Origin of the sequence: Roseburia sp. AM23-20, from assembly GCF_003470905.1 — a bacterium.
Taxonomy (GTDB): Bacteria; Bacillota; Clostridia; order Lachnospirales; family Lachnospiraceae; genus Roseburia; species Roseburia rectibacter.
The window spans coordinates 415,663-436,169 of the sequence record NZ_QRHS01000001.1; the positions used below are offsets into that span (position 1 = coordinate 415,663).

Genomic DNA, 20,507 nt, shown 5'->3' on the forward strand with positions numbered 1-20,507 from the left:
TTTGTGCTGCCTTCCCTTCTGTCATTCCGGGAATCTAGCCTCCATTTCGGTCCGGCTACGTGATCACAGCACCATCAATATTGGTATAAATATTATCATCGGACTCTGTCCGGTCCATTGCTGTAACGACTGTCCTGTTCGGAACATTTACGATAAAAGCGAGTGAATCAACAATTACTAACGATTCTCTGATTCCCTTTTCACCAGCCTTAAAAACGCCTGTCTCAAGTCGTTCATTCTGTTCCTCTGACAGATTGATATTACGATCCATCAGGCGCATCGTGGCATGCTTGGAAAATTTGAGTGTCCCACCTGCTTTTGCATCCTGCTTCTGCTTTAAAATATCTTCAAAGGAGACACCGCTCGAAGTTACCGCATCCGTGCTTTTCCGAGTCAGATACTGGTCAGTTACCTGCTCAATGGAAGCAAACTGGTTACTGATCTTATTCATAATCGCATTTCCCTTCTGTCAGATATCAGGTTTTATCTGTATCTGTCTTTGTGTCTGTTGTTGTATCTGTTCCTGTTGTCGTATCTGTTTTTGTATCTGTATCTGTTTTTGTATCTGTTGTTGTACCTGTCGATGATGAAGTACTTTTATACCAGTCTTTTCCTGCAAGTTTTTCCATCTGTGCAAGCAGTTCCTGATATTTTTTCAAAGTATCTGTATCGATCTTTGACTGCTGATAAGAATTCAGATTATCGTAATATGTCTTTAAATTCTTGACATCATCTTTGTCACTTAATGTAAGCTGTGCTGCATTCGGCAATTTAGCAACCGCTGCTGCAAACGTCTTAGCAAGTGTCTCTGCCTCCATGTATTCGGTATCTGCAACCTGATATACATCAGAAAGTGAATATAACACCCCATTTACACAGATCTTCTGCTCACCGTTTTCTTTCTGTACATAATCAACAAATCCCTCTGTTGCTGTTGTTTCTCCAGTCGAAGATGTTGTCTTGATAATAACATATTTTCCAACAAGTGCATTTGCATTGCTGCTCTCGATTGTACTCTGCATACCAAGTGTTGCTTCCATCTGTGAAAATGTAGCAAGCTGTGCAACATACTCCGTATTGCTGGTAGGCTCTAACGGATCCTGATACTGCATCTCTGCACATAACAGCTGTAAGAACTGGTCATAGCCAAGGTCATTGCTGGTATCCGATTTGCTTGTAGTACTGGTATCCTTTGGTATTTTTCCGTCTTCAACGGGCTGAATTAATGCCATTTTTTTCTCCTTTCTTTTGTTTTAAGCAGTATAATCTACGGAATTACCGTGATCTGCCATAATCTGCGCCACAAGGGCCTCTTCCTCACTCATGACTCCGGAGAGTTCATCTAAATCATCTAAGTTGATTCTTCTAGTCTTTGGCGAAGCTTTTTCCTGCTCCTCTGCCTGTCTCTCTTCCTGTTTTGCATTCTGCTCTAAGTTTTTTTCAAACTCATGGCTTCCAACCGTAACTTCTACGGCATCCACCTTCACACCTGCCTGGTTCATACTCTGTTTGAGTTCTGCCATCTGCGCTTCTAACGCTTCTTTTACCAGTTCGTTCTGTGTCATAATATGAGCAGATACATTTCCTTCCTTGGTCGTTACTTCGATATAAATCTTGCCAAGGTGTTCCGGGTTCAACTGCATCTCCATCGTCGTCTGTGCTTCACGGACAGTGATTTTTGTAAATTCTGTTACCTGACGGATCAGATCTAACGTATCAAGCTGTCTTGAAAATTCCGGTACAGTCTCCGGTGTTTTTGCCGCTGCCGGATCAACAGTATGCTCCTGACTCACAAATGCTGTCTGATTTGACGTGTTCCCGGATTCATTTCTGTTTCCTGTCTGCCCGTCATCTGCCTTTGTATCTGTTTCTTCCTGCATCAGGCTGTTATCCTCTGACAATGTCGTTTTTTCCTGCATATCGTCTGTATTATCTGTTTCTTCTGCCACTTCTTTTTGCAGGAGAATATTGTCTTCCGGTTTTTGTATTTCCACTTCATCTGCATCTGATGCTGTCTGAACTGTTTTTTCTTCCTCCAAAACAGAATTCATCTGATTATCGTTTGCTGCGGTTTTGTCTGCATTAACATTTTCTGTTACCTGCATTTCCGGTAACTGTTCAATACCTGCCGATTCCGGAGTCATTACAACCTGTGATGCTGCCGCAACCGTCTCAGTAAACATCTGTGATGTCATTCCAAGATCATCTAACAGATCCTGTGATAATCCACCGATTTCATTTACAATTTCCATAAACGAATCATTGCATAACAATTCGCCGATATTTTCAGAGCCTGTAAGTTCAGCTGTAAGTTGTGTAAGCTGGTTCGGCTGTATAAGATCAGCCACAGTAAGTCCCAGCTTCTGCATTGCATCCGTGATCTCTTCATCTGTCACGCCAAGTTTCTCTTTCAAAACCTGTCTAACATCCTCTTCAAATGCAGCCAGCTTTTCATCTGTATTCCCGGTCTGGATATCTGTTTTGTCTGACGGATTATTTTTTATACTGGCAGCATTATTCTGATAACGCTCATAGTTATCTGTGACACTGCTTTTCCCTGTCACAACAGACATGTTCTGTTTGCCGTTCTGTCCGCCATAACTGTATCCGTATCCAACCTGTGTTGTCATCTGGCTCATCACTTCTGCAAACTGGACTTTCAGATCTCCTTCTTTTGTACCTGTGAGTGTCTGGCTTCCCTGTCCAACAGACATGATACCGGTCACTTCTGAAACACTCGTGCTTCCCATTTTTCTTCCTCCTCTCTCTTTCGCTGCATGTACTGCCGCTTAATAATCTATTCTGAAGGCTTCATGATCTCTGTTACCTTTGCAGCGGTATCAGAACTCATTTTGCCAAGAATAGCAGCTCTTGAATCTGCATCCATTCCATTTAAAATCTGTGCAACCAGCTTCAGATTATCTGTCATGGTATCAAAAATTGCTGCCGCCTCTTTCGGCTTCATGGATGAATATGTCTTGATATAATCATCAAGCTGCTCATCCTCTGCCGTCTGTGCTACCACCTGCTTATACAATACTTCTGCATTAGCAGGATCAATACTTTCATAATATTTCTTATATTCCTCAACATCCGGGGCTACATCTGAAAAAACAACATCTTCATAAAAACTCTGCTTTTCTTTTTCAAATTCTGCCTCGTTTTCCTTATATTGCTGTAACTCTGCCGACTGTGCTTCCAGCTGGCTGATATAATCTGCATTTGCAGATGATGTATTCTGGGCATCTGCCAGTTCTTTTTCCAGCTCTTTGATGCGCTCCACTGCATCTGCCATAGTGTCATATGCATAGGCACTGTCCTCTGTTGAAACTTCTTCCACCGCATCATCCGGCAAAATCTTGTTCACATAAGGAACATCCTTTAAGATCGGTGCAAGCATGCCTGAGCCAAATCCACCAACATCCCATTTGATCAAAAGTGCTATAATCGCAAGCCATACAATTATGATCAGAAGTGAGACAAAGAATACAGCCACTTTGCTTCCGCCGCTTTCTTCCTCAAGCTCATCACTATCTTCTGCCCGCTGTGTTTTTTTTGCTTTTGCCTCTTCTTTTTTTCTTTGTTTTTCTTCTTTTTTTGCAGCTTTCTTATCTACAACTTCTTCTTTTTCTTCTGCCATGTTTTCCTCCTGTCCGCTCAAACTGCCTAACTGCGCTGTCCATTATCGTGATAGGTATAACTGACAAGTTCGTCTATTTCTTTAGACTCTTCATGTAAAAGTTCCTGTTTAAATTCCTCAAAAGCTTTTTCTTTTAGTTTTTCATGTGTTTTGCGTTCAACCATTGCTTCATTTAGCTGTTTTCTTGCCAATTCAACATTGCGTTCCGCAGCATGTACATTCATCATCTGGCTGCGCTGTTTGCTTTTCATAACATCAATAGCCTGCCTACATTCACGAATTTCCAAAACATTGAGGTTTCCACTTACTAATTCCCTTGCTTTTGATTCATACCCGGCTCTCCGGATCAGAATGTCCTGAAGTTTCTGCTGTTCTGTTGCCAGTTTTGCATTTGCCATACCATAGGCTGTCTTTGCCTGATTTTCCATTTTCTCTTTGATATCAAGAATGTTCTGCATTCTGTATCTGAACTTTGCCATGTCAAAAACCTTTCTTAGTTTTCAAACAGTTTTCTAAGAAGATCAATTTCCTCACTGAATTCAAATTTTTCATCGGTCTTCTGTATCAGAAATTCATTTACTGCCTGTATTTTCTGAATAGCATAATCTATTTCACGATTGGTTCCATTTTTATAGGCTCCAATATTGATCAGATCCTCTGCCTCATTATAAGTAGCCATAACATTTCTTAATTTTCCGGCAAGTTCTTTATGTTCACTTGTAGCAATTGAGCTCATAACACGGGAAATACTCTGTAAAACATCAATTGCAGGATAATGATTTTTATGTCCTAATTTTCTGGATAACATGATATGTCCATCCAGAATACTTCTCGCCGTATCTGTAATTGGTTCATTCATATCATCACCATCTACAAGTACGGTATAAAGTCCGGTAATAGATCCTTTGTCTGAGGTTCCCGCACGTTCTAGGAGTTTAGGCATTTCTGAATATACGCTCGGCGGATATCCTCTCGTTACCGGTGGTTCTCCGGATGCCAGTCCTATCTCTCTCTGCGCCATTGAAAATCGTGTCAGTGAATCCATCATCAATAGCACATCTTTTCCCTGATCTCTGAAATATTCAGCAATTGCCGTTGCTGTTTTTGCAGCTTTATTTCTGATCAGTGCAGGTTTGTCAGATGTTGCAACAATGACTACGGAACGCTTCATACCCTCTTCACCAAGATCACGTTCCACAAATTCCCTTACTTCCCTTCCACGCTCACCAATCAGCGCGATCACATTGATATCTGCTTTTGTATTTCTTGCAAACATTCCAAGCAAAGTACTTTTTCCAACACCAGATCCCGCAAAGATACCGATTCTCTGTCCTTTGCCGACTGTGATCAGACCATCGACTGCCTTAACGCCCAAAGGCAGAACCTCATCAATGATCTTTCTTGCCATCGGGTCCGGCGGCTGTGCCTCAACCGGGTAATCATATGGAACCAGCAACTCATCCACATCCGTTGGTCTCCCGATTCCATCTAAAGTGTGACCTAACAGTTCTTCTCCAACCTTTACAGTCAAAGGATGTCCTGTATTCTCTACGATACAGCCAACACCAATTCCTTCCACGCTTTCAAAAGGCATCAAAAGCAAATGTTTGTCACGGAAACCAACCACTTCAGCCATCGTCGAAAGATTTTGTTCCCGATCGATAATGATGCGGCACAGATCATTCAGTTTTGCATTTGGTCCTACAGATTCAATCGTAAGACCAACAATCTTTGTCACCTTGCCCAGACGGTTAAAATATGTCTTGTCAGCAAGCTGAAGATATTTATCAAATGTATACATTCTGCCGCCTCACTTTTAAGAACACAAGGATCTGATATCTTTCATCAGATTATCAAGCTGCACATCCAGACTGCAGTCAAAGATTCCCGAATCGGTTTCTATAACACATGCATTTTCATCCAGCGTATAATCAGGAACGATCTCCAATTCTATATCATGACCCACATAATCTAATATATTTTCTTTATGTTCCTCCAGAAATGAGACATTGTCGCCTGCCACTTTGATCCGGAAACGCTTTTCATCCTCTATATTGGCAATAGCATTATCAATCAGATGAAGCAGGATCTCCTTTTTTCCATCAAACTGGACATGAAAAACTTTATTAAACACATCCAATATTACATCCACCAGTTCTCTTTCCATATTTTTTTGTTTTTCCTGGTAGGAATTCTGCAATTGTGCCTTTTTCCGCTGCTGTTCCTGTTCTAATTGCTGTTTTTTCTGGTCATACTCCTGTTCTAATGTACTCTGTCCTTCCAGATATCCCTGTTTCTTTGCTTTCTCGCGTATCGTTTCTGCTTCTTGTCTTGCATCGTCAATCAGCACATCCGCCTGTGCCCTCGCCTGCGAAAGTATCTGTTCCGCTTTTTCATTTGCAGCAGACATATCCTGTTCCGGTTCTTCTACAGGGATCACATTATCTGTTTTTTCAGTAATGATTCCCTCCGCAAAACCATCCGATCCTACCGGCCGTGCTTCTTTCGGCTGTGCCTCTTTTATGATGTTTTGTTTCAGAAATTCCTGCATATGATCATTTGAATTGATCACCCTCGCATTCTGACTCTCTGTATGTACGAACCATGGTTTGTAAAGATTAGACAACGATCTCGTCACCTCCGCCTCTGGAGATTACGATTTCTCCAGAATCCTCTAATTTACGAATAACACTGACAACTTTCTGCTGAGCCTCCTCAACATCCTTCATACGGACAGGACCCATAAACTCCATATCCTCTTTGATCATTGCTGCCAGACGTTTTGAAAGATTCTTAAAGATAACATTCTGTACTTCCTCATTTGCAGCCTTAAGTGCAACACCAAGATCTGCATTATCGACATCGCGGAGTACACGCTGGATTGCACGGTCATCAAGCAGCAAGATATCCTCGAATACAAACATCTTCTTGCGGATCTCGTCTGCCAGTTCCGGTTCTTCGATCTCTAAAGACTCCATGATATGTTTCTCTGTCGTACGGTCTACCGTATTTAAAATATTTACGATTGCATCCACACCACCAACAATCGTGTAGTCCTGATTGACAAGTGAAGAAAGTTTCTTTTCCAAAACACGCTCTACCTCTTTAATCACATCCGGTGATGTACGATCCATCATTGCAATACGTTTTGCAACATCCGCCTGTTTTTCCGGTGGAAGTGCCCCGATCACAAGTGCCGCCTGCGCGGATGTCAGATATGATAAGATCATGGCAATTGTCTGTGGATGTTCATCCTGGATAAAGTTCAGTAACTGGCTTGGATCTGTTTTCCGCACAAATTCAAACGGACGTACCTGCAATGATGCTGTAAGTTTCGTAATAACTTCCTGTGCCTTTTCCTCACCAAGAGCTTTGTCCAGCAGTTCTTTTGCATATCCAATACCGCCTTCAGCAATATACTGCTGTGCAAGGCAGATCTGATAAAATTCATTTAAGACATCTTCCTTAACCTGCGGTGAAACGCTTCTGGTATTTGCGATTTCAAGTGTCAGCTCTTCAATTTCATCTTCTTTTAAATGTTTAAAAATATCAGCAGACCGCTCCGGTCCTAAGGCAATCAAAAGAATCGCCGCCTTTTGTATTCCAGTATAATCCTGTGTATTTGTTGCCATACCTTATTCCCACTCCTCGTTCAACCAGTTGCGCAATAATGAAGCTGCCGCCTCTGGATTATCTTCCACAAATTTTTCGATCAGGATACGGGTCTCAGACTTCTCATTGTATCCAATATCCTGCATTTCTTCCTGGCTCTCTTTTGTTGATTCAAGCAGGCTCTCAACAGAAAGCTCCGGTTCGATCTCTGCGGTTTTCTCTTTTCTGGTGCTGCGGAATACCACATAACCAAGAAGAAGAAGGATCAGAACCACAAGCACAATCTGTAAATAATCGGAAGCACTTCTTCCACCGGAAGAATACTGGAAAACCGGTTCTTCCTGCGCAATGATCGTAATCTTATCAGTCGGGATTCCTGTTGCATTAGAGATCATTGTAATGTATTCCTGATCAACCGTGATCGGTGTCGGGTCACTGTTTGCTGCAACATACTCATCAAACGTCATATTTTCCAGTGCTCCGGATGCACGCAATGTATCTTCATCATAGATACGATATTTTGTTGCCACCAGAGAAACAGAAGAACTTGCATAATCAACAGTTCCTCCATTGGAAGATTTCTTTGTTACTTTCTCATTATTCTGATAATTGGTTGTTGTATCTGTAACTGTACTGTGTGTGTAATTATTATCTTCGATTACATAAGAAGTATCATCATTGGAATCTGTTCCAGGTGTTGCAGCCGCGCCACCTTCTGAATCTGATTCATACTCGCTCTTGCTGCCAACCATACCATTCGTCTGTCCGTCTGGTGCGTAATATTCATGGGTTGCCTCTTCCGATGTGTCAAAATCCATCACGAGTTCCGGTGCCACTTCCACATGATCAAACAGGGAAGATCCAACCATAACATCTTTTACTTTGCTTTTTACAAGATTTTCTGCCTTTGATTTTACTGAAAGCTGACTGTTTGCTGTTCCTATCGAAGTATCAGAAGAATCTCCCGAAAATAAAACATTGGAATTAGAATCTAAAATCTGAATATTATCTGTATTTTTATTACCAAGCTGTGTTGCTATGTATTTTGCAAGACCTGCGGCCTGATCTTCATCCATATCTCCACTTAAGGTAAGAATGACTGCGGCATATGAATCCTGATCTTTTGCAAGAATTGTTCCATCATCATTCGGAATATCGAGAGTAACAGAAGCGCTTTCAACATTTGACAGTGTCTCTAACTGTTCTGCGAAATATTTCTGCAGATAAACTTTATATTTTTTTGTTTTATCTGCCTCAGTTGAGCTGAATCCGCCCTCAAAAACATTATCGATTGAAGCTCCCTGACTCGGAATGTCATTCTTGCCGAGCAGGATAGACGCAGCTGCTTCATCCTTCGCATCTACATAAAAGATCAGACCATCCTGAGACATCTGATATGAAATGCTTTCACCATCCAGCAGATCTTTTACTGTACCAGCTTCCGCTGTTGTCTGACATTCATGCAGCGTAACCATATTGGGTTTGCTCACAACTGCTGCCAGTATTGCCAGTGCAACAAGGATTACTGCCACAATACTGATCAGTAATGCTTTCTGCTTTGTATTGAATTTTTTCCACCACTCTGTAATCTTATTTAATATATTCTGCACCTGTTCCGGCATGTTATCTGACTCCATTCATTAAATTTGCATATTCATGATCTCTTTATATGCATCCAACATTTTATCCCTTACTGCTGTTGTATACTGAAGTGCTGTAAGCGCTTTCTTTGCTGCAACCTGCATATCATGCGGATTGTCTGCCTTCCCAAGAGCAAATTCTATCTGAGCAGCCTCTGCATCATTCTGCAAATCACTTGTTTCTGTCAACACATTCATTGCTGAATCAAGTACTGACTGGAAACTGTCATCTGAAGTATTTACGAGTCTGTTCTGTTCTGCTACTTTTTCAATATAATCTGATGTAATCCCTGTCAACGAAGTAATGTCCATTTACCGTCATTCCTTTCCTTATTTGCTGATGTTGAGTGCAGCCTGTACCATACTTTTTGTTGCATCAAATGCTGTTGTATTCGCCTCATATGCTCTCGTTGCATCAATCAGGTTCGTCATTTCAGTTACTGTATTAACATTCGGATATGTAACATAACCGTTTTCATCTGCATCCGGATGAGATGGGTCATAAACCATGCGCATTTCTGTCTCATCATCTTCTTTTACAGATGTTACTTTTACACCATTTCCAACCGCTCTCGCTCTTGCCGTCTCATAATACTGTGAAAAAGGTGTTTCTGTCTTTTCCGCAAATGTAACAATCTTTCTCCGGTACGGTGTCCCATCTTCCGTTCTTGTTGTATTAATATTTGCAATATTCTGTGCAATCGTATCCATACGGAAGCGTTCTGCTGTCATACCACTTGCACTGATATCAAATGCCTGAAATAATCCCATATAATTTCCATCCTTTGTTTCTTTTTATTCTTTTATTTTAAGACTGTCTGCATTCTTGAGAAATTGTTTGTTATCGCTGTCGTCAATAGCTGATATCTCAATGATTCAGAAGCCAGCTCCGCATTTTCCGTGTTTTCATCCACATTATTACGGTCAAGACGGTATGAATAATTTGCCGCATCCGTATAAGATGTCGCTGTAAGTTTTCCAAGATTCTGGTTCAATTCTCTTACCTTCTTATCAAGGCTGCTGTATTTTGTCTTACCGAGTGCCTTTTGTAATACAGATTCAAAATCAACATCCTGTCTCTTGTATCCAGGTGTGTCGATATTTGCAATATTATTAGTGATAACATTCTCACGCATCCAGCTTGCATCAGCCGCTTTATCAAGTATATTTGTATAGTCAAATGCATTCGTTGTAAACATTCTGTTGCTCCTTTCATGCACTATTTTCTACATTATTCTATTTTATTATAAAATATCTCAGAAAAAACACAAGAGTTTTTTACTTTTTTTCGTTGTTTTTCCCCGTATCTTGTATTATTTTACGATTTCGTGTACAACAATTTGTTCTGATTCTTCATAATTCTCTTTTTTTCGACATTTTTTGCATTTTTTAGCGAACATGCTGCCAGAATGCTGTAAAAAGCACTCTCATAAAAAAGGAATTTGTCACGTTTTTCAAATAGCGTAACAAATTCCTTTTCATTTAACTATTCTTATGATTCTCTTTCTTTATCTTGTCTAGTTCATCAAACACAACATCATTCAATACCTTGATGTAAGTTCCTTTCATTCCGGATGATCTCGATTCGATCACACCTGCACTTTCAAACTTGCGAAGTGCGTTTACGATCACCGATCTTGTAATTCCAACACGGTCTGCTATCTTACTTGCAACAAGGATTCCTTCTTTGCCGTCCATCTCATCAAAAATATGTGTGATTGCTTCTAATTCTGAAAAAGATAATGTACTGATCGCAGATTTTACAATCTGTACCTTTCTTGTTTCTTCTGCATTTTCTTCATTTACAGAACGCATCATTTCAAGTCCGACCACAGTTGTTCCATATTCGCTCAATATAATATCATCTATATCATACTGACGGTTCTCACGGTATACAAACAATGTTCCAAGCCGTTCTCCGGCAATATCAATTGGTGTAATGATCGCTGTATATTTTTTTACATCATCCACAAATCCCAATGTTTCAAGATTAACATTCTCTTTTGTGGACAGGATTCCAAGCAAACGTTCATTTAAAAGCGGATCAATAAAACCTCCTACTTCATCCACGATCAATTCATTGATCTCTTCGACACCCTGTCTTACTCCGGTTCCAAGTACTTTTCCTTTTTTACTGATGACAAGGATATTTGATTCCAGTATTTCTTTTAATACGTCGCATATATCATTAAATACTACTTTGGATGAATTATTATTGTGAAGCAATTTATTGATTTTTCTTGTTTTATCCAACAACTGAACGCTCATAATGCGTGCCTCCTGACTACATATATGTCTTTCATGATGTACTATATTTTATCACGTCAATTCTGAAAATTCAATATTCTTAATATATTCTTCCTAAAATTATTTCATTATTCGGAATCTTTTTCAACATTTTTACGATCTGTCACATAACCGCACTGTTCATCTGCACACACAATCTTATTTCCTTTGACTACCATGTACCCGCCACATTTCGGACATTTTTCTGCAACAGGTCTTGACCAGCTCATAAAATCACATTCCGGATTATCCTCGCAGCCGAAATATTTTCTTCCTTTTTTCGTTTTGCGAAGTACAACTTCCTTACCGCACTTCGGACATGCAACTCCAATCTTTTCGAGATAAGGTTTTGTATTGCGGCATTCCGGGAATCCCGGACATGCAAGGAACTTGCCATGCGGACCATATTTTACTACCATATTTCTGCCGCAGACATCACAGATAACATCTGTCACTTCATCTTCTATCTTTACTTTTTCCAGATCCTTCTGCGCCGCCTTCACAGCTTCATCCAGATCCGGATAGAAATTACGTACCACTGTTTTCCAGTTTACATTGCCTTCTTCAACACCATCAAGCAGCGATTCCATGTTTGCGGTAAAATGTTCGTCTACAATGCTTGGAAATGATTCCTTCATAATCTGATTGACCACTTCTCCAAGTTCCGTCACATATAAATTTTTCGCTTCCTTAACAATATATCGTCTTCCTAGCAGTGTCGTGATTGTCGGTGAATAAGTACTCGGACGTCCTATTCCCAGCTCCTCTAATGTTTTTACCAGTGATGCCTCTGTATAGTGGGCCGGTGGCTGGGTAAAATGCTGTTTTTCATCAAACTCTTTTAATCCAAGCACTGTATTCTCATCAATAGAGCCTACCAGGACATTGTTCTCTGCCTTTTCATCATCATCGCTTGTATACACTGACATAAATCCGTCAAATGCAATTTTAGAAGCAGATACTGTAAACTGGTATTTTCCTGCTCCAATTTTTACATTTGTTGTCTCATAAACCGCCTGTGACATTCTGCTTGCCGCAAAACGTTTCCAGATCAACTGGTACAGGCGGAACTGATCTCTCGATAACGACTCTTTCACCATGACAGGTGTACGGTTGATATCAGACGGACGAATCGCCTCATGCGCATCCTGAATTTTGGCTCCATTCTTCTTTGCTGTTTTCTCACCGGCAATATAGTTCTCACCATAATTTCCAGCAATATATTCCCTCGCCTGTGCATCTGCCTCTTCTGAAATTCGTACAGAGTCTGTTCTTAAGTAAGTGATAAGACCAACCGTTCCCTGACCTTTGACATCCACACCTTCATACAACTGCTGTGCAATACGCATTGTTTTTGAAATCGGAAAATTAAGTACCTTAGATGCTTCCTGTTGTAACGTACTGGTTGTAAACGGTAATGGAGCTTTTTTTACACGTTCTCCTTTTTTTACCTCTAAAATGTGAAACTCTTCTTTCTGCATCTCTGCCATGATGCGGTCTGCCTGCTCTTTACTGGAAATTGTAACTTTTCCATTCTCATCTCCATAAAATTTGGCGAGCAATGCCTTTTTTTCACCTTTTACAGACAGTTCTGCATCCAGTGTCCAGTATTCTTCCGGAATGAATGCATTAATCTCATCCTCCCGGTCACAGATAATGCGAAGCGCAACTGACTGGACACGTCCGGCACTAAGTCCTCTTTTTACTTTTGCCCATAGCAGTGGACTGATCTCATATCCCACCAGACGATCCAGAATTCGTCTGGTCTGCTGTGCATCTACAAGATTCATGTCAATCTGGCGCGGTTCTTTTAACGAAGCCTTCACTGCATTCTGCGTAATCTCATTAAAAGTAATTCTCTGTGCATTTTTATCATCCAGCTTCAGTGCCTGGCTCAAATGCCATGAAATCGCCTCTCCCTCACGATCGGGGTCAGTTGCAAGATAAACTTTATCTGCTTTTTTTGCTTCCTTTCGCAGTTTTGCCAGGATATCTCCCTTTCCGCGGATCGTAATATATTTGGGTTCAAAATCATTCTCTGTGTCAATTCCCATCTGGCTTTTTGGCAGATCTCTCACATGTCCGTTCGATGCCACTACCTCATAATTTTTTCCCAGAAATTTTTTAATTGTCTTTACCTTTGCGGGCGACTCCACAATAACAAGATACTTTGCCATGCATCCATCTCCTTTTATTCATGACAATAGAGCAGTGTACAAAACGTGCCATCTATTGTTTCTGACAGCAGCTCTGTTCCATTTGTGCAGATTGCTGTGTCTAAGAATTTCTTTCATATTTTTCTGATATAGTAATTTTTAACTGTCTCGGTAATAAAACCTTTTTGCAGAAGTCTGGCAAGTACGTCCATTATGTCCGGTACTAATATACCAGTCTTCTCCAAGAGTTCCCCGACGTTTTTCGGTCGTAAACTTAGACAACTATACACCAGTCGCTCATCTTTTTCAAGTAATAAATTTTTTAAATTATCTTCTCCGGTATTTATCTCCCCCTGTAATTCAATTTCTTTTAAGAATTCATCTACATCAGAAATAATGCCTGCCCCCTGCCGTATCAGATTATTGCATCCCCCGCTAAGCGCATCATATATACGTCCCGGCACCGCATATATGTCTCTCCCCTGTTCTAACGCATAATCCGCCGTAATAAGCGAACCACTCTTTATTTTTGCCTCAACAACAACCACCACATCCGCAAGTCCTGCAATGATCCGGTTCCTTGCAGGAAAAAGCGGCGCAGACGGATTTGTCCCCGGCGGATATTCTGAGATGACTGCACCATTTTTTTCAAGTATCTCCTGATATATTCTAATATTTGATCTTGGATAACAGATATCTACCCCACACCCTAATACTGCACATGTATATCCATTTTTTTCAAGTGCACCCGCATGTCCGCCACCATCAACCCCGGATGCCATGCCGCTTACAACCCATGCACCTGATTCTGCTATTTTTCCTGCTATTTTCTCTGCCACTGATCTGCCGTAAGCAGAACAGCGGCGTGCACCAACGATCGCCACTGTCTTTTTATTCCACTCTGCCGGCATATTCCCTTTCACATAAATGCTATATGGTGCATCCGGGATTGTGGCAAGACGTTCTGGGAACAGCTGTTCCTCTCTGGATAAAAACCAGATTCCTTGTTCTATCATCCCCTCAAACATTGCATCATAATCTTTTTTTCTGCTCTCTAAGATCCTCGCAGCATGTTTCTCCGTCACGCCAGGGATCAGAAGAAGCTGTTTTTCTGTCAGTCCATAAATCTCCCTCGCACTTCCTGCTGCGGCAATCAGCCTGTTTCTGGTGCGTATTCCGACTTCCGGAATATTTGAGAGCCAGTACGCATAATTTATCACCCTATACCTCCCAGAACTTCTTATCAATATTTCTATAACAGATCGCTTCATTTAAATGCCGCATTTTTATCTGTTCACTTTCTTCCATATCTGCCAGTGTGCGTGCCACACGCAGTATTTTATGATAAGTCCGTGCTGTCAGATTTAATTTGTTATACATCCGTTCCATGTAAGTTTCCTGTTTTTTATCAAGTTTACAATACTCAAAAATCTTAGAAGACGGAATATGACTGTTAAAGCAGAACTCTTCTCCACAGTAACGCATTTTCTGTATCTCTTGTGTCCGTATAACGCGTTTTCTGATTTCTTCTGACCGTTCACTTTTTCCAGTATTGTAAAGATCCTTAAATCCGATCGGCGGCACTTCCACACATATATCAATCCGGTCTAAAAGCGGTCTGCTTATCTTCCTCAGATACCGGTTAATCGCTGCCGATGTGCAGGTACATCTCTGCATATCCGGGTAATACCCGCATTTACAGGGATTCATCGCAGCCACAAGCATAAAATCAGCCGGATATTCATAGCTCGCATTCAGTCTTGCGATACATATTTTTTTATCCTCCATCGGCTGTCTTAATATTTCCAGAGTATCATTTTGAAATTCTGTCAGTTCATCTAAAAACAAGATTCCCTTATGTGCCAGCGAAATTTCCCCCGGTTTCGGCAATGCACCTCCACCTGCAAGTCCCTGCGGTGTGATCGTATGATGTGGTGCACGGAACGGTCTTTTCTGCATCAATCCTCTTTTATGTTCTAAAAGTCCGCAAACACTGTATATTTTAGAAAGCTCCATCCGTTCTTCTGCATTTAAGGGCGGCAGGATTTCAGGAATCCGTTCTGCAATCATTGTTTTTCCTGCACCCGGAGACCCCATCAAAAGCAGATTATGCATTCCTGAAACAGCCGTTTCACAGGCACGTTTCACTAATATCTGTCCATATACATCTGCAAAATCCAATGCCTTTCCTGCCTGTATTTCTTCTATATTATATGGCTCATTATAATATTCCCCTTTTCCATTTAAAAACGTAACAGCTTCCGCAAGATCTTTTACGGCAAACACCTGCATGTCCGCTACCAGCGCAGCCTCACTTGCATTTTCCCATGGAACCATGCATTTCCTCATACCTCGTTCTTTTGCCTCCGCGACCATTGGCAGAACTCCATTTACTGGCTGTACTTTTCCATTCAGCCCGACCTCTCCTGTTACAAAGTATTCTCCGACCAGTTCCTGTCTGACATAGCCAAATGCGGTAAGGACCGCAACTGCAACCGGAAGATCAAATCCGGATCCGGATTTCCGGATGTTAGCAGGTGTAAAGTTGATCGTAATATGTTTTGGAGTCAATGCATAGCCACAGTTTTTCAGTGCCGTGCGCACTCTCTCTTTTGCTTCCTGTACCTCTGAAGCAAGAAATCCTACCATTTCAAACACAGGCATGCCATCGCTCACATCTGCTTCCACAGAAATCGGCACACTTTGGATTCCGTGTATGATCGCTGTTGATACAATACTATACAACGTATTCCTCCTTTTTATTCATTTTTCTGATTCATCTGATTCTTACAGCAGAAATGCTGCAGTTGATTTTTACTGACATATGCACACGACAACCTGTGCATAGAAACACTGAGCAATTCCATACCCAGCTTCTAAGACCTGATATAAATCCGAACATAAGGCGGCGACATCCGCCGTCGCCTAAGTATAACACATTCATAGTAAGAAATACAACCTTATTCGCAAAAACTTTTTTTCAATTTATCCAATGCTTTTTTTTCAATACGTGACACGTATGAACGTGAGATTCCAACTGCAGAAGCAATTTCTCTCTGCGTCATCTCCTTATTCCCAAAAAGTCCATAACGATGTACAATAATAAACAATTCTCTTTCCTGTAACACTTTAGGAACCAGCCCAAGCAGCTTTTCAATCTGCCTTGTATGTTCTAACAGTTCCACAACATCCGGTTCTTCACTCTCCACAATATCAAGCAGATGGATCTGATTTCCCTCTTTATCCATACCGATAGGTTCATATAACGATACTTCACGCGACACTTTCTTCTTTGCCCGAAAATACATCAGAAGTTCATTATCGATACATCTGGCTGCATAGGTTGCCAGCCTGCTCCCATAATCTTCTTTATACGTTGCAATTGCCTTCATCAGTCCTATCGTTCCAATCGAGATCAGATCCTCCATATCTTCTTCCGAGTTCTGATATTTTTTTGCCACATGCGCAACCAGACGCATATTGTGAAGTGTCAGTTCGTTTTTTGCTTCAAGGCTACCTTTTTTTAATTTTTTCAGGCATTCGTTTTCCTGCTCTGGCGTAAGTGGAGATAAGAATGTTTTCAAAACGCACCTTAAAAGCTTTATTGATACATTCTATGTTTTTGCCAGGTTGTGCGTGCTTTTCCCCATTTATTTTTTCAAAGTTTTATTATATAATGACCATATGATTCGAAAATTTAATTACCGGATAGAGCCGGAATATGATTCTTTCAGCATTCGTGAGTACCTCTCTCTAAAAGGATATCCAAATGCTGTTTTCGTACAACTGAAAAAGACACCCGAAAGCGTCCTGTTAAACGGGGAATGGGCTTACATGCGCACACGTATATCTGCCGGCGACGAACTTTTTATCCACCTGGAAGAAAATACATCCTCCGCACATATTCTGCCAGTTTCCCTGCCGCTTTCCATCTGTTATGAAGACGAGGACATCCTTGCTGTGGATAAACCGGCATATATGCCCATCCACCCGTCCCTCAACCACTACGACCATACACTTGCGAATGCTGTATGTGGCTATTATAACGACCAGAATATCCCTTATACATTCCGCTGTGTCAATCGTCTCGACCGTGACACAACCGGGCTGACCCTCATTGCAAAGCACATGTTAAGTTCTGCCATATTAAGTACCGCAGCAGCCAGACGCGAGATATCAAGGGAATATATCGCCATTGTCTCCGGAAAAACACCTGAATCTGGAACGATCGATGCTCCGATCGGACGCGTGGATGGATCGACGATCGAACGCCAGATCGACTATAAAAACGGAGAACGTGCCGTCACACATTATGAACGCCTTGCTTATCACGATGGTTTATCTCTGCTGTCGCTGCATTTAGAGACCGGTCGTACACACCAGATCCGCGTTCACTTAAAATCGATCGGTCATCCACTGATCGGGGATTTTCTTTATAATCCAACAGATAAAACAATAAAGCGGCAGGCTCTTCACTCCTACCGCTTAACATTTTCACATCCTATCACAGGCGGGCTGCTCGTTCTCACTGCTCCTCTTCCAGACGATATGCACTGCCTTTTTCCAGATTTTTCCTGAAATTAATGAGGTATTCTTTCTCATAAGGAACCTTTCCTTTTAATACCTCATATTTCAGAAAATGATTTACTTCATCTTCCCCTTTTACTGCCAGCATAACCAGTAAAAGTTCTAACATCGCTTTCGTGTCCTCATTTAAAATATAATGCTGTCTGCCTTTTAAATAGTACTGAAGCGGGCTGTCCGGTCTGAATTTATCCCGCTGATAATTCTTTGATGCTGAAACACGATCCACATACATCTCTGCCACATACTGAATCGGCATCTTCATACCACAGATCCCACGATGCGGTTTCTGACCATCTCTCCCATCACCAACACCATAATCCATCCAGTATTCCATATGGTGCTTATTTCTTCCCTTATGGTGAAGCCATGCCGAAGAATATCCTTTATCTTCACGTTCTGCATTATTAGGGCTCATCGTTCCCTGATAATATTTACATCCTACTAAAAATTCTGTCGGCGTATACTTTGACATGTCATGCAATAATCCCTGTTTATAAAGTCCGATTTTAAAACAGCCTGCCCGGACTAAATTTTTGTGATGCAGGATCGTACATAAATGTTTCCATGCCTTTATCATATCTTTTACCCTCTTTACTACTTTTATATTCCAATTACAATGTTGATTGACTGCCCTTCGATTGCCAAAAGATGCTGATCTTCGAGGAGTCTCTTTTCCGGCAGAAATGAATTTTCCACTGCCGTAGTCATCAGAAGATACCATTTTTTATTTTGCGGAAGTTTTGGCAGTGCAAGATGCGACAGACCACTGTGAAAATTATAACCAATATAGATATAATCATCCGGTGTCTGATCTGACTTCTTCTCATATTCGCCGCAATAGAGCATCCCCGCAGCCTGTCTGTCAGCCGGTATTGAAGAAATCCATGCATTCTCCCCATGATAGGAAAGATCCGGGAATCCTTTCCGCCCATAATCGCTTAGCTCCATCGGATGATCCGAAGCAATGATCGGATGTTCCCTGCGGAAACCTGCAAGTTTTTTCACAAATTCATACAGCCAGCTTTCTTTTGTTTGTTTTTTCCAATTCAGCCAGCCTGTCTTATTGTCCTGACAATACGCATTGTTATTGCCCTGCTGTGAATTTAAAAATTCGTCTCCTCCCAGAACCAGTGGAACTCCCTGTGCCAAAAACTCCATGGTCAATGCATTTCTGACCTGTTTTTTCCGCAAATTATCTATATATCTTTTTCTCGTATTTCCCTCTGCGCCGCAATTACTGCTGTAATTGAAGCAATTTCCATCGCAGTTATCCTCACCATTTTCCAAATTATGCTTTTCGCAGTAGGAAAACAGATCCCACAAGGTAAATCCGTTATTATTTGTAATGTAATTGACAAAACCTTCCACACTGTTTTGCTTTCTCTGCTGACAGAAAAGCTCGTTAAGACTGCCTTCCATATGATTCAGCATTTTCCTTGCCGGATACAGATATTCATCACTATATACATATAAATGATGATATTTCTTTGCATTTTCCAACAGGATCGGATCAAAGTGCGTATAAAATAACTTCGTTCTGCTAAGCAGAAGATCCTGCGCTGCTGCTGTAACCGGCAGTGCATCCCCCTGCAGATGAAATCCATCTACATGATATTCCCGTACCCAGAACCGCAGTGCATCCAGAATCACATTCTGATTCATCCCAGGTGCGAAATAAAATTCCATCACACATTCCATTCCATTCTGATGTAATGTGCGCACCATCTCCCGAAACTCAGACGCAGCATCTATACTGCTGCTGTAAGAAGCCTTTGGAGCAAAATAGTTGCCCGGAACATATCCCCAATAATTAATTTTTTTCTCCGGCTGTACTATTTCCGGTTTGATCAGATCATCGCTCTGGCTGTCCCATTTAAGATAATCCGGCAGCGTCATTTTCTTTGGTATTATCTGCTCTTCAAACTCATAAGCAGGCATTAGCTCTATTGTCGTAACACCCAGTGCCTTCAGATACGGGATTTTGTCTGCGACTGCACGAAATGTCCCCCTCTCTTTTCTCGGACAGGATGCATCATCCATGGAGAAGCCACGCACATGCAGTTTATACATAACCATCTGCTGTCGTTTAATCTCCGGCTGTCTGTCATTTCCCCAGTCAAACGGCTGCGGATATGCACCGCCACAGATAAAATAATCATTCTCACTGCGGGTTTTATCGTTCCATTTTTCTCTGCCTATAATACGGGTCGCATAGGTATCCGTAATGATTTTTCCATTTATCTCGTAATTGTATCTTAAATTTTTCCATAACTTGCCGGCTACAGCTACAGAACGTACTGATCCGCGGCAATATTCTTCCGGTACAGGAATTCTGCAGACAGGCTCTGCTTTTTTCCCATAAAAAAGAATGCTGCAGTTTTCTTCTTTTTCCCCTTCAAATGTGAAAATAACTGCATCATTCTTTTTCTGTACTCCTAATTTTTCGTAATCGCCTTCTCTGATCGTGTAATCCATGCTGTCTGCCACCTTTTCTATCGTACCCCGGTATTTTTTCTATAATAAAATAGTATACCTTTTTTTTTACATTTTGTATAGAAAAATATGTTCAATCACACCCGATTATGT

The 20,507-nt window shown here is 41.2% G+C and carries 20 protein-coding genes; 1 reads left to right on the top strand and 19 read right to left on the bottom strand.

Going from position 1 to position 20,507, the window contains the following annotated elements; all coding sequences use genetic code 11:
• Nucleotides 1-55: 55 nt before the first annotated feature.
• From DW650_RS01930 to sigK, 17 genes are all read right to left on the bottom strand, one after another.
• On the bottom strand, nucleotides 56-451 hold the full coding sequence (locus tag DW650_RS01930; protein ID WP_015560452.1) for a TIGR02530 family flagellar biosynthesis protein: 396 nt from the start codon (nucleotides 449-451) through the stop codon (nucleotides 56-58).
• 25 nt (nucleotides 452-476) lie between these two features.
• Nucleotides 477-1,232 (bottom strand): flagellar hook assembly protein FlgD, encoded by a 756-nt coding sequence (locus DW650_RS01935; RefSeq protein WP_006857491.1) that lies wholly within the window; start codon nucleotides 1,230-1,232, stop codon nucleotides 477-479.
• 21 nt (nucleotides 1,233-1,253) lie between these two features.
• Entirely contained in the window at nucleotides 1,254-2,750 is a 1,497-nt protein-coding gene (locus tag DW650_RS01940; protein WP_118208937.1) for a flagellar hook-length control protein FliK, read from the bottom strand.
• 47 nt (nucleotides 2,751-2,797) lie between these two features.
• Nucleotides 2,798-3,640: a MotE family protein gene (locus DW650_RS01945; RefSeq protein ID WP_117921776.1), complete on the bottom strand. Its 843-nt coding sequence runs from the start codon at nucleotides 3,638-3,640 to the stop codon at nucleotides 2,798-2,800.
• A gap of 26 nt (nucleotides 3,641-3,666) precedes the next feature.
• Nucleotides 3,667-4,119, bottom strand: a complete 453-nt coding sequence (gene fliJ / locus DW650_RS01950) for a flagellar export protein FliJ (RefSeq protein WP_117921774.1) — start codon at nucleotides 4,117-4,119, stop codon at nucleotides 3,667-3,669.
• Nucleotides 4,120-4,133: 14 nt separating this feature from the next.
• Nucleotides 4,134-5,441 (bottom strand): flagellar protein export ATPase FliI, encoded by a 1,308-nt coding sequence (gene fliI, locus DW650_RS01955; RefSeq protein WP_117921772.1) that lies wholly within the window; start codon nucleotides 5,439-5,441, stop codon nucleotides 4,134-4,136.
• Between the two features lie 15 nt (nucleotides 5,442-5,456).
• Complete coding sequence (locus DW650_RS01960; protein ID WP_243102835.1) at nucleotides 5,457-6,278, bottom strand: FliH/SctL family protein; 822 nt, start codon at nucleotides 6,276-6,278, stop codon at nucleotides 5,457-5,459.
• Nucleotides 6,259-7,272 carry a flagellar motor switch protein FliG gene (gene fliG, locus DW650_RS01965; RefSeq protein WP_117921770.1) on the bottom strand — a complete coding sequence of 338 codons (1,014 nt, stop codon included), beginning with the start codon at nucleotides 7,270-7,272 and terminating at the stop codon, nucleotides 6,259-6,261. Before fliG ends, DW650_RS01960 begins: the two co-directional genes overlap by 20 nt.
• 3 nt (nucleotides 7,273-7,275) lie before the next feature.
• Nucleotides 7,276-8,874, bottom strand: coding sequence for a flagellar basal-body MS-ring/collar protein FliF (fliF, locus tag DW650_RS01970; protein WP_243006879.1), 1,599 nt, complete (start codon nucleotides 8,872-8,874; stop codon nucleotides 7,276-7,278).
• An 18-nt stretch (nucleotides 8,875-8,892) separates the two neighbouring features.
• Nucleotides 8,893-9,204, bottom strand: coding sequence for a flagellar hook-basal body complex protein FliE (gene fliE / locus DW650_RS01975; protein ID WP_117921765.1), 312 nt, complete (start codon nucleotides 9,202-9,204; stop codon nucleotides 8,893-8,895).
• An 18-nt stretch (nucleotides 9,205-9,222) separates the two neighbouring features.
• Complete coding sequence (flgC, locus tag DW650_RS01980) at nucleotides 9,223-9,663, bottom strand: flagellar basal body rod protein FlgC (RefSeq protein WP_006857500.1); 441 nt, start codon at nucleotides 9,661-9,663, stop codon at nucleotides 9,223-9,225.
• A 32-nt stretch (nucleotides 9,664-9,695) separates the two neighbouring features.
• Complete coding sequence (gene flgB / locus DW650_RS01985) at nucleotides 9,696-10,091, bottom strand: flagellar basal body rod protein FlgB (RefSeq protein WP_117921763.1); 396 nt, start codon at nucleotides 10,089-10,091, stop codon at nucleotides 9,696-9,698.
• Nucleotides 10,092-10,374: 283 nt separating this feature from the next.
• Nucleotides 10,375-11,160, bottom strand: a complete 786-nt coding sequence (gene codY / locus DW650_RS01990; RefSeq protein WP_118208938.1) for a GTP-sensing pleiotropic transcriptional regulator CodY — start codon at nucleotides 11,158-11,160, stop codon at nucleotides 10,375-10,377.
• A gap of 107 nt (nucleotides 11,161-11,267) precedes the next feature.
• Nucleotides 11,268-13,355 (bottom strand): type I DNA topoisomerase, encoded by a 2,088-nt coding sequence (topA, locus tag DW650_RS01995; RefSeq protein WP_118208939.1) that lies wholly within the window; start codon nucleotides 13,353-13,355, stop codon nucleotides 11,268-11,270.
• Between the two features lie 113 nt (nucleotides 13,356-13,468).
• Nucleotides 13,469-14,554, bottom strand: coding sequence for a DNA-processing protein DprA (gene dprA / locus DW650_RS02000; protein WP_117921757.1), 1,086 nt, complete (start codon nucleotides 14,552-14,554; stop codon nucleotides 13,469-13,471).
• 1 nt (nucleotide 14,555) lies between these two features.
• Complete coding sequence (locus DW650_RS02005) at nucleotides 14,556-16,079, bottom strand: YifB family Mg chelatase-like AAA ATPase (protein ID WP_118208940.1); 1,524 nt, start codon at nucleotides 16,077-16,079, stop codon at nucleotides 14,556-14,558.
• Between the two features lie 215 nt (nucleotides 16,080-16,294).
• A complete protein-coding gene (gene sigK, locus DW650_RS02010) occupies nucleotides 16,295-16,918 on the bottom strand; it encodes an RNA polymerase sporulation sigma factor SigK (RefSeq protein ID WP_117921753.1) in 624 nt (207 codons plus the stop codon).
• Nucleotides 16,919-17,018: 100 nt separating this feature from the next.
• Between sigK and DW650_RS02015 the strand changes: the two genes are divergently transcribed.
• A complete protein-coding gene (locus DW650_RS02015) occupies nucleotides 17,019-17,912 on the top strand; it encodes an RluA family pseudouridine synthase (protein ID WP_118209038.1) in 894 nt (297 codons plus the stop codon).
• Here the strand turns inward: DW650_RS02015 and DW650_RS02020 are convergent.
• Entirely contained in the window at nucleotides 17,860-18,498 is a 639-nt protein-coding gene (locus tag DW650_RS02020) for a DUF5662 family protein (protein ID WP_117921752.1), read from the bottom strand. The genes DW650_RS02015 and DW650_RS02020 overlap by 53 nt on opposite strands.
• 23 nt (nucleotides 18,499-18,521) lie before the next feature.
• Nucleotides 18,522-20,396 carry a glycogen operon protein GlgX gene (locus tag DW650_RS02025; protein WP_118208941.1) on the bottom strand — a complete coding sequence of 625 codons (1,875 nt, stop codon included), beginning with the start codon at nucleotides 20,394-20,396 and terminating at the stop codon, nucleotides 18,522-18,524.
• Nucleotides 20,397-20,507 lie beyond the last annotated feature (111 nt).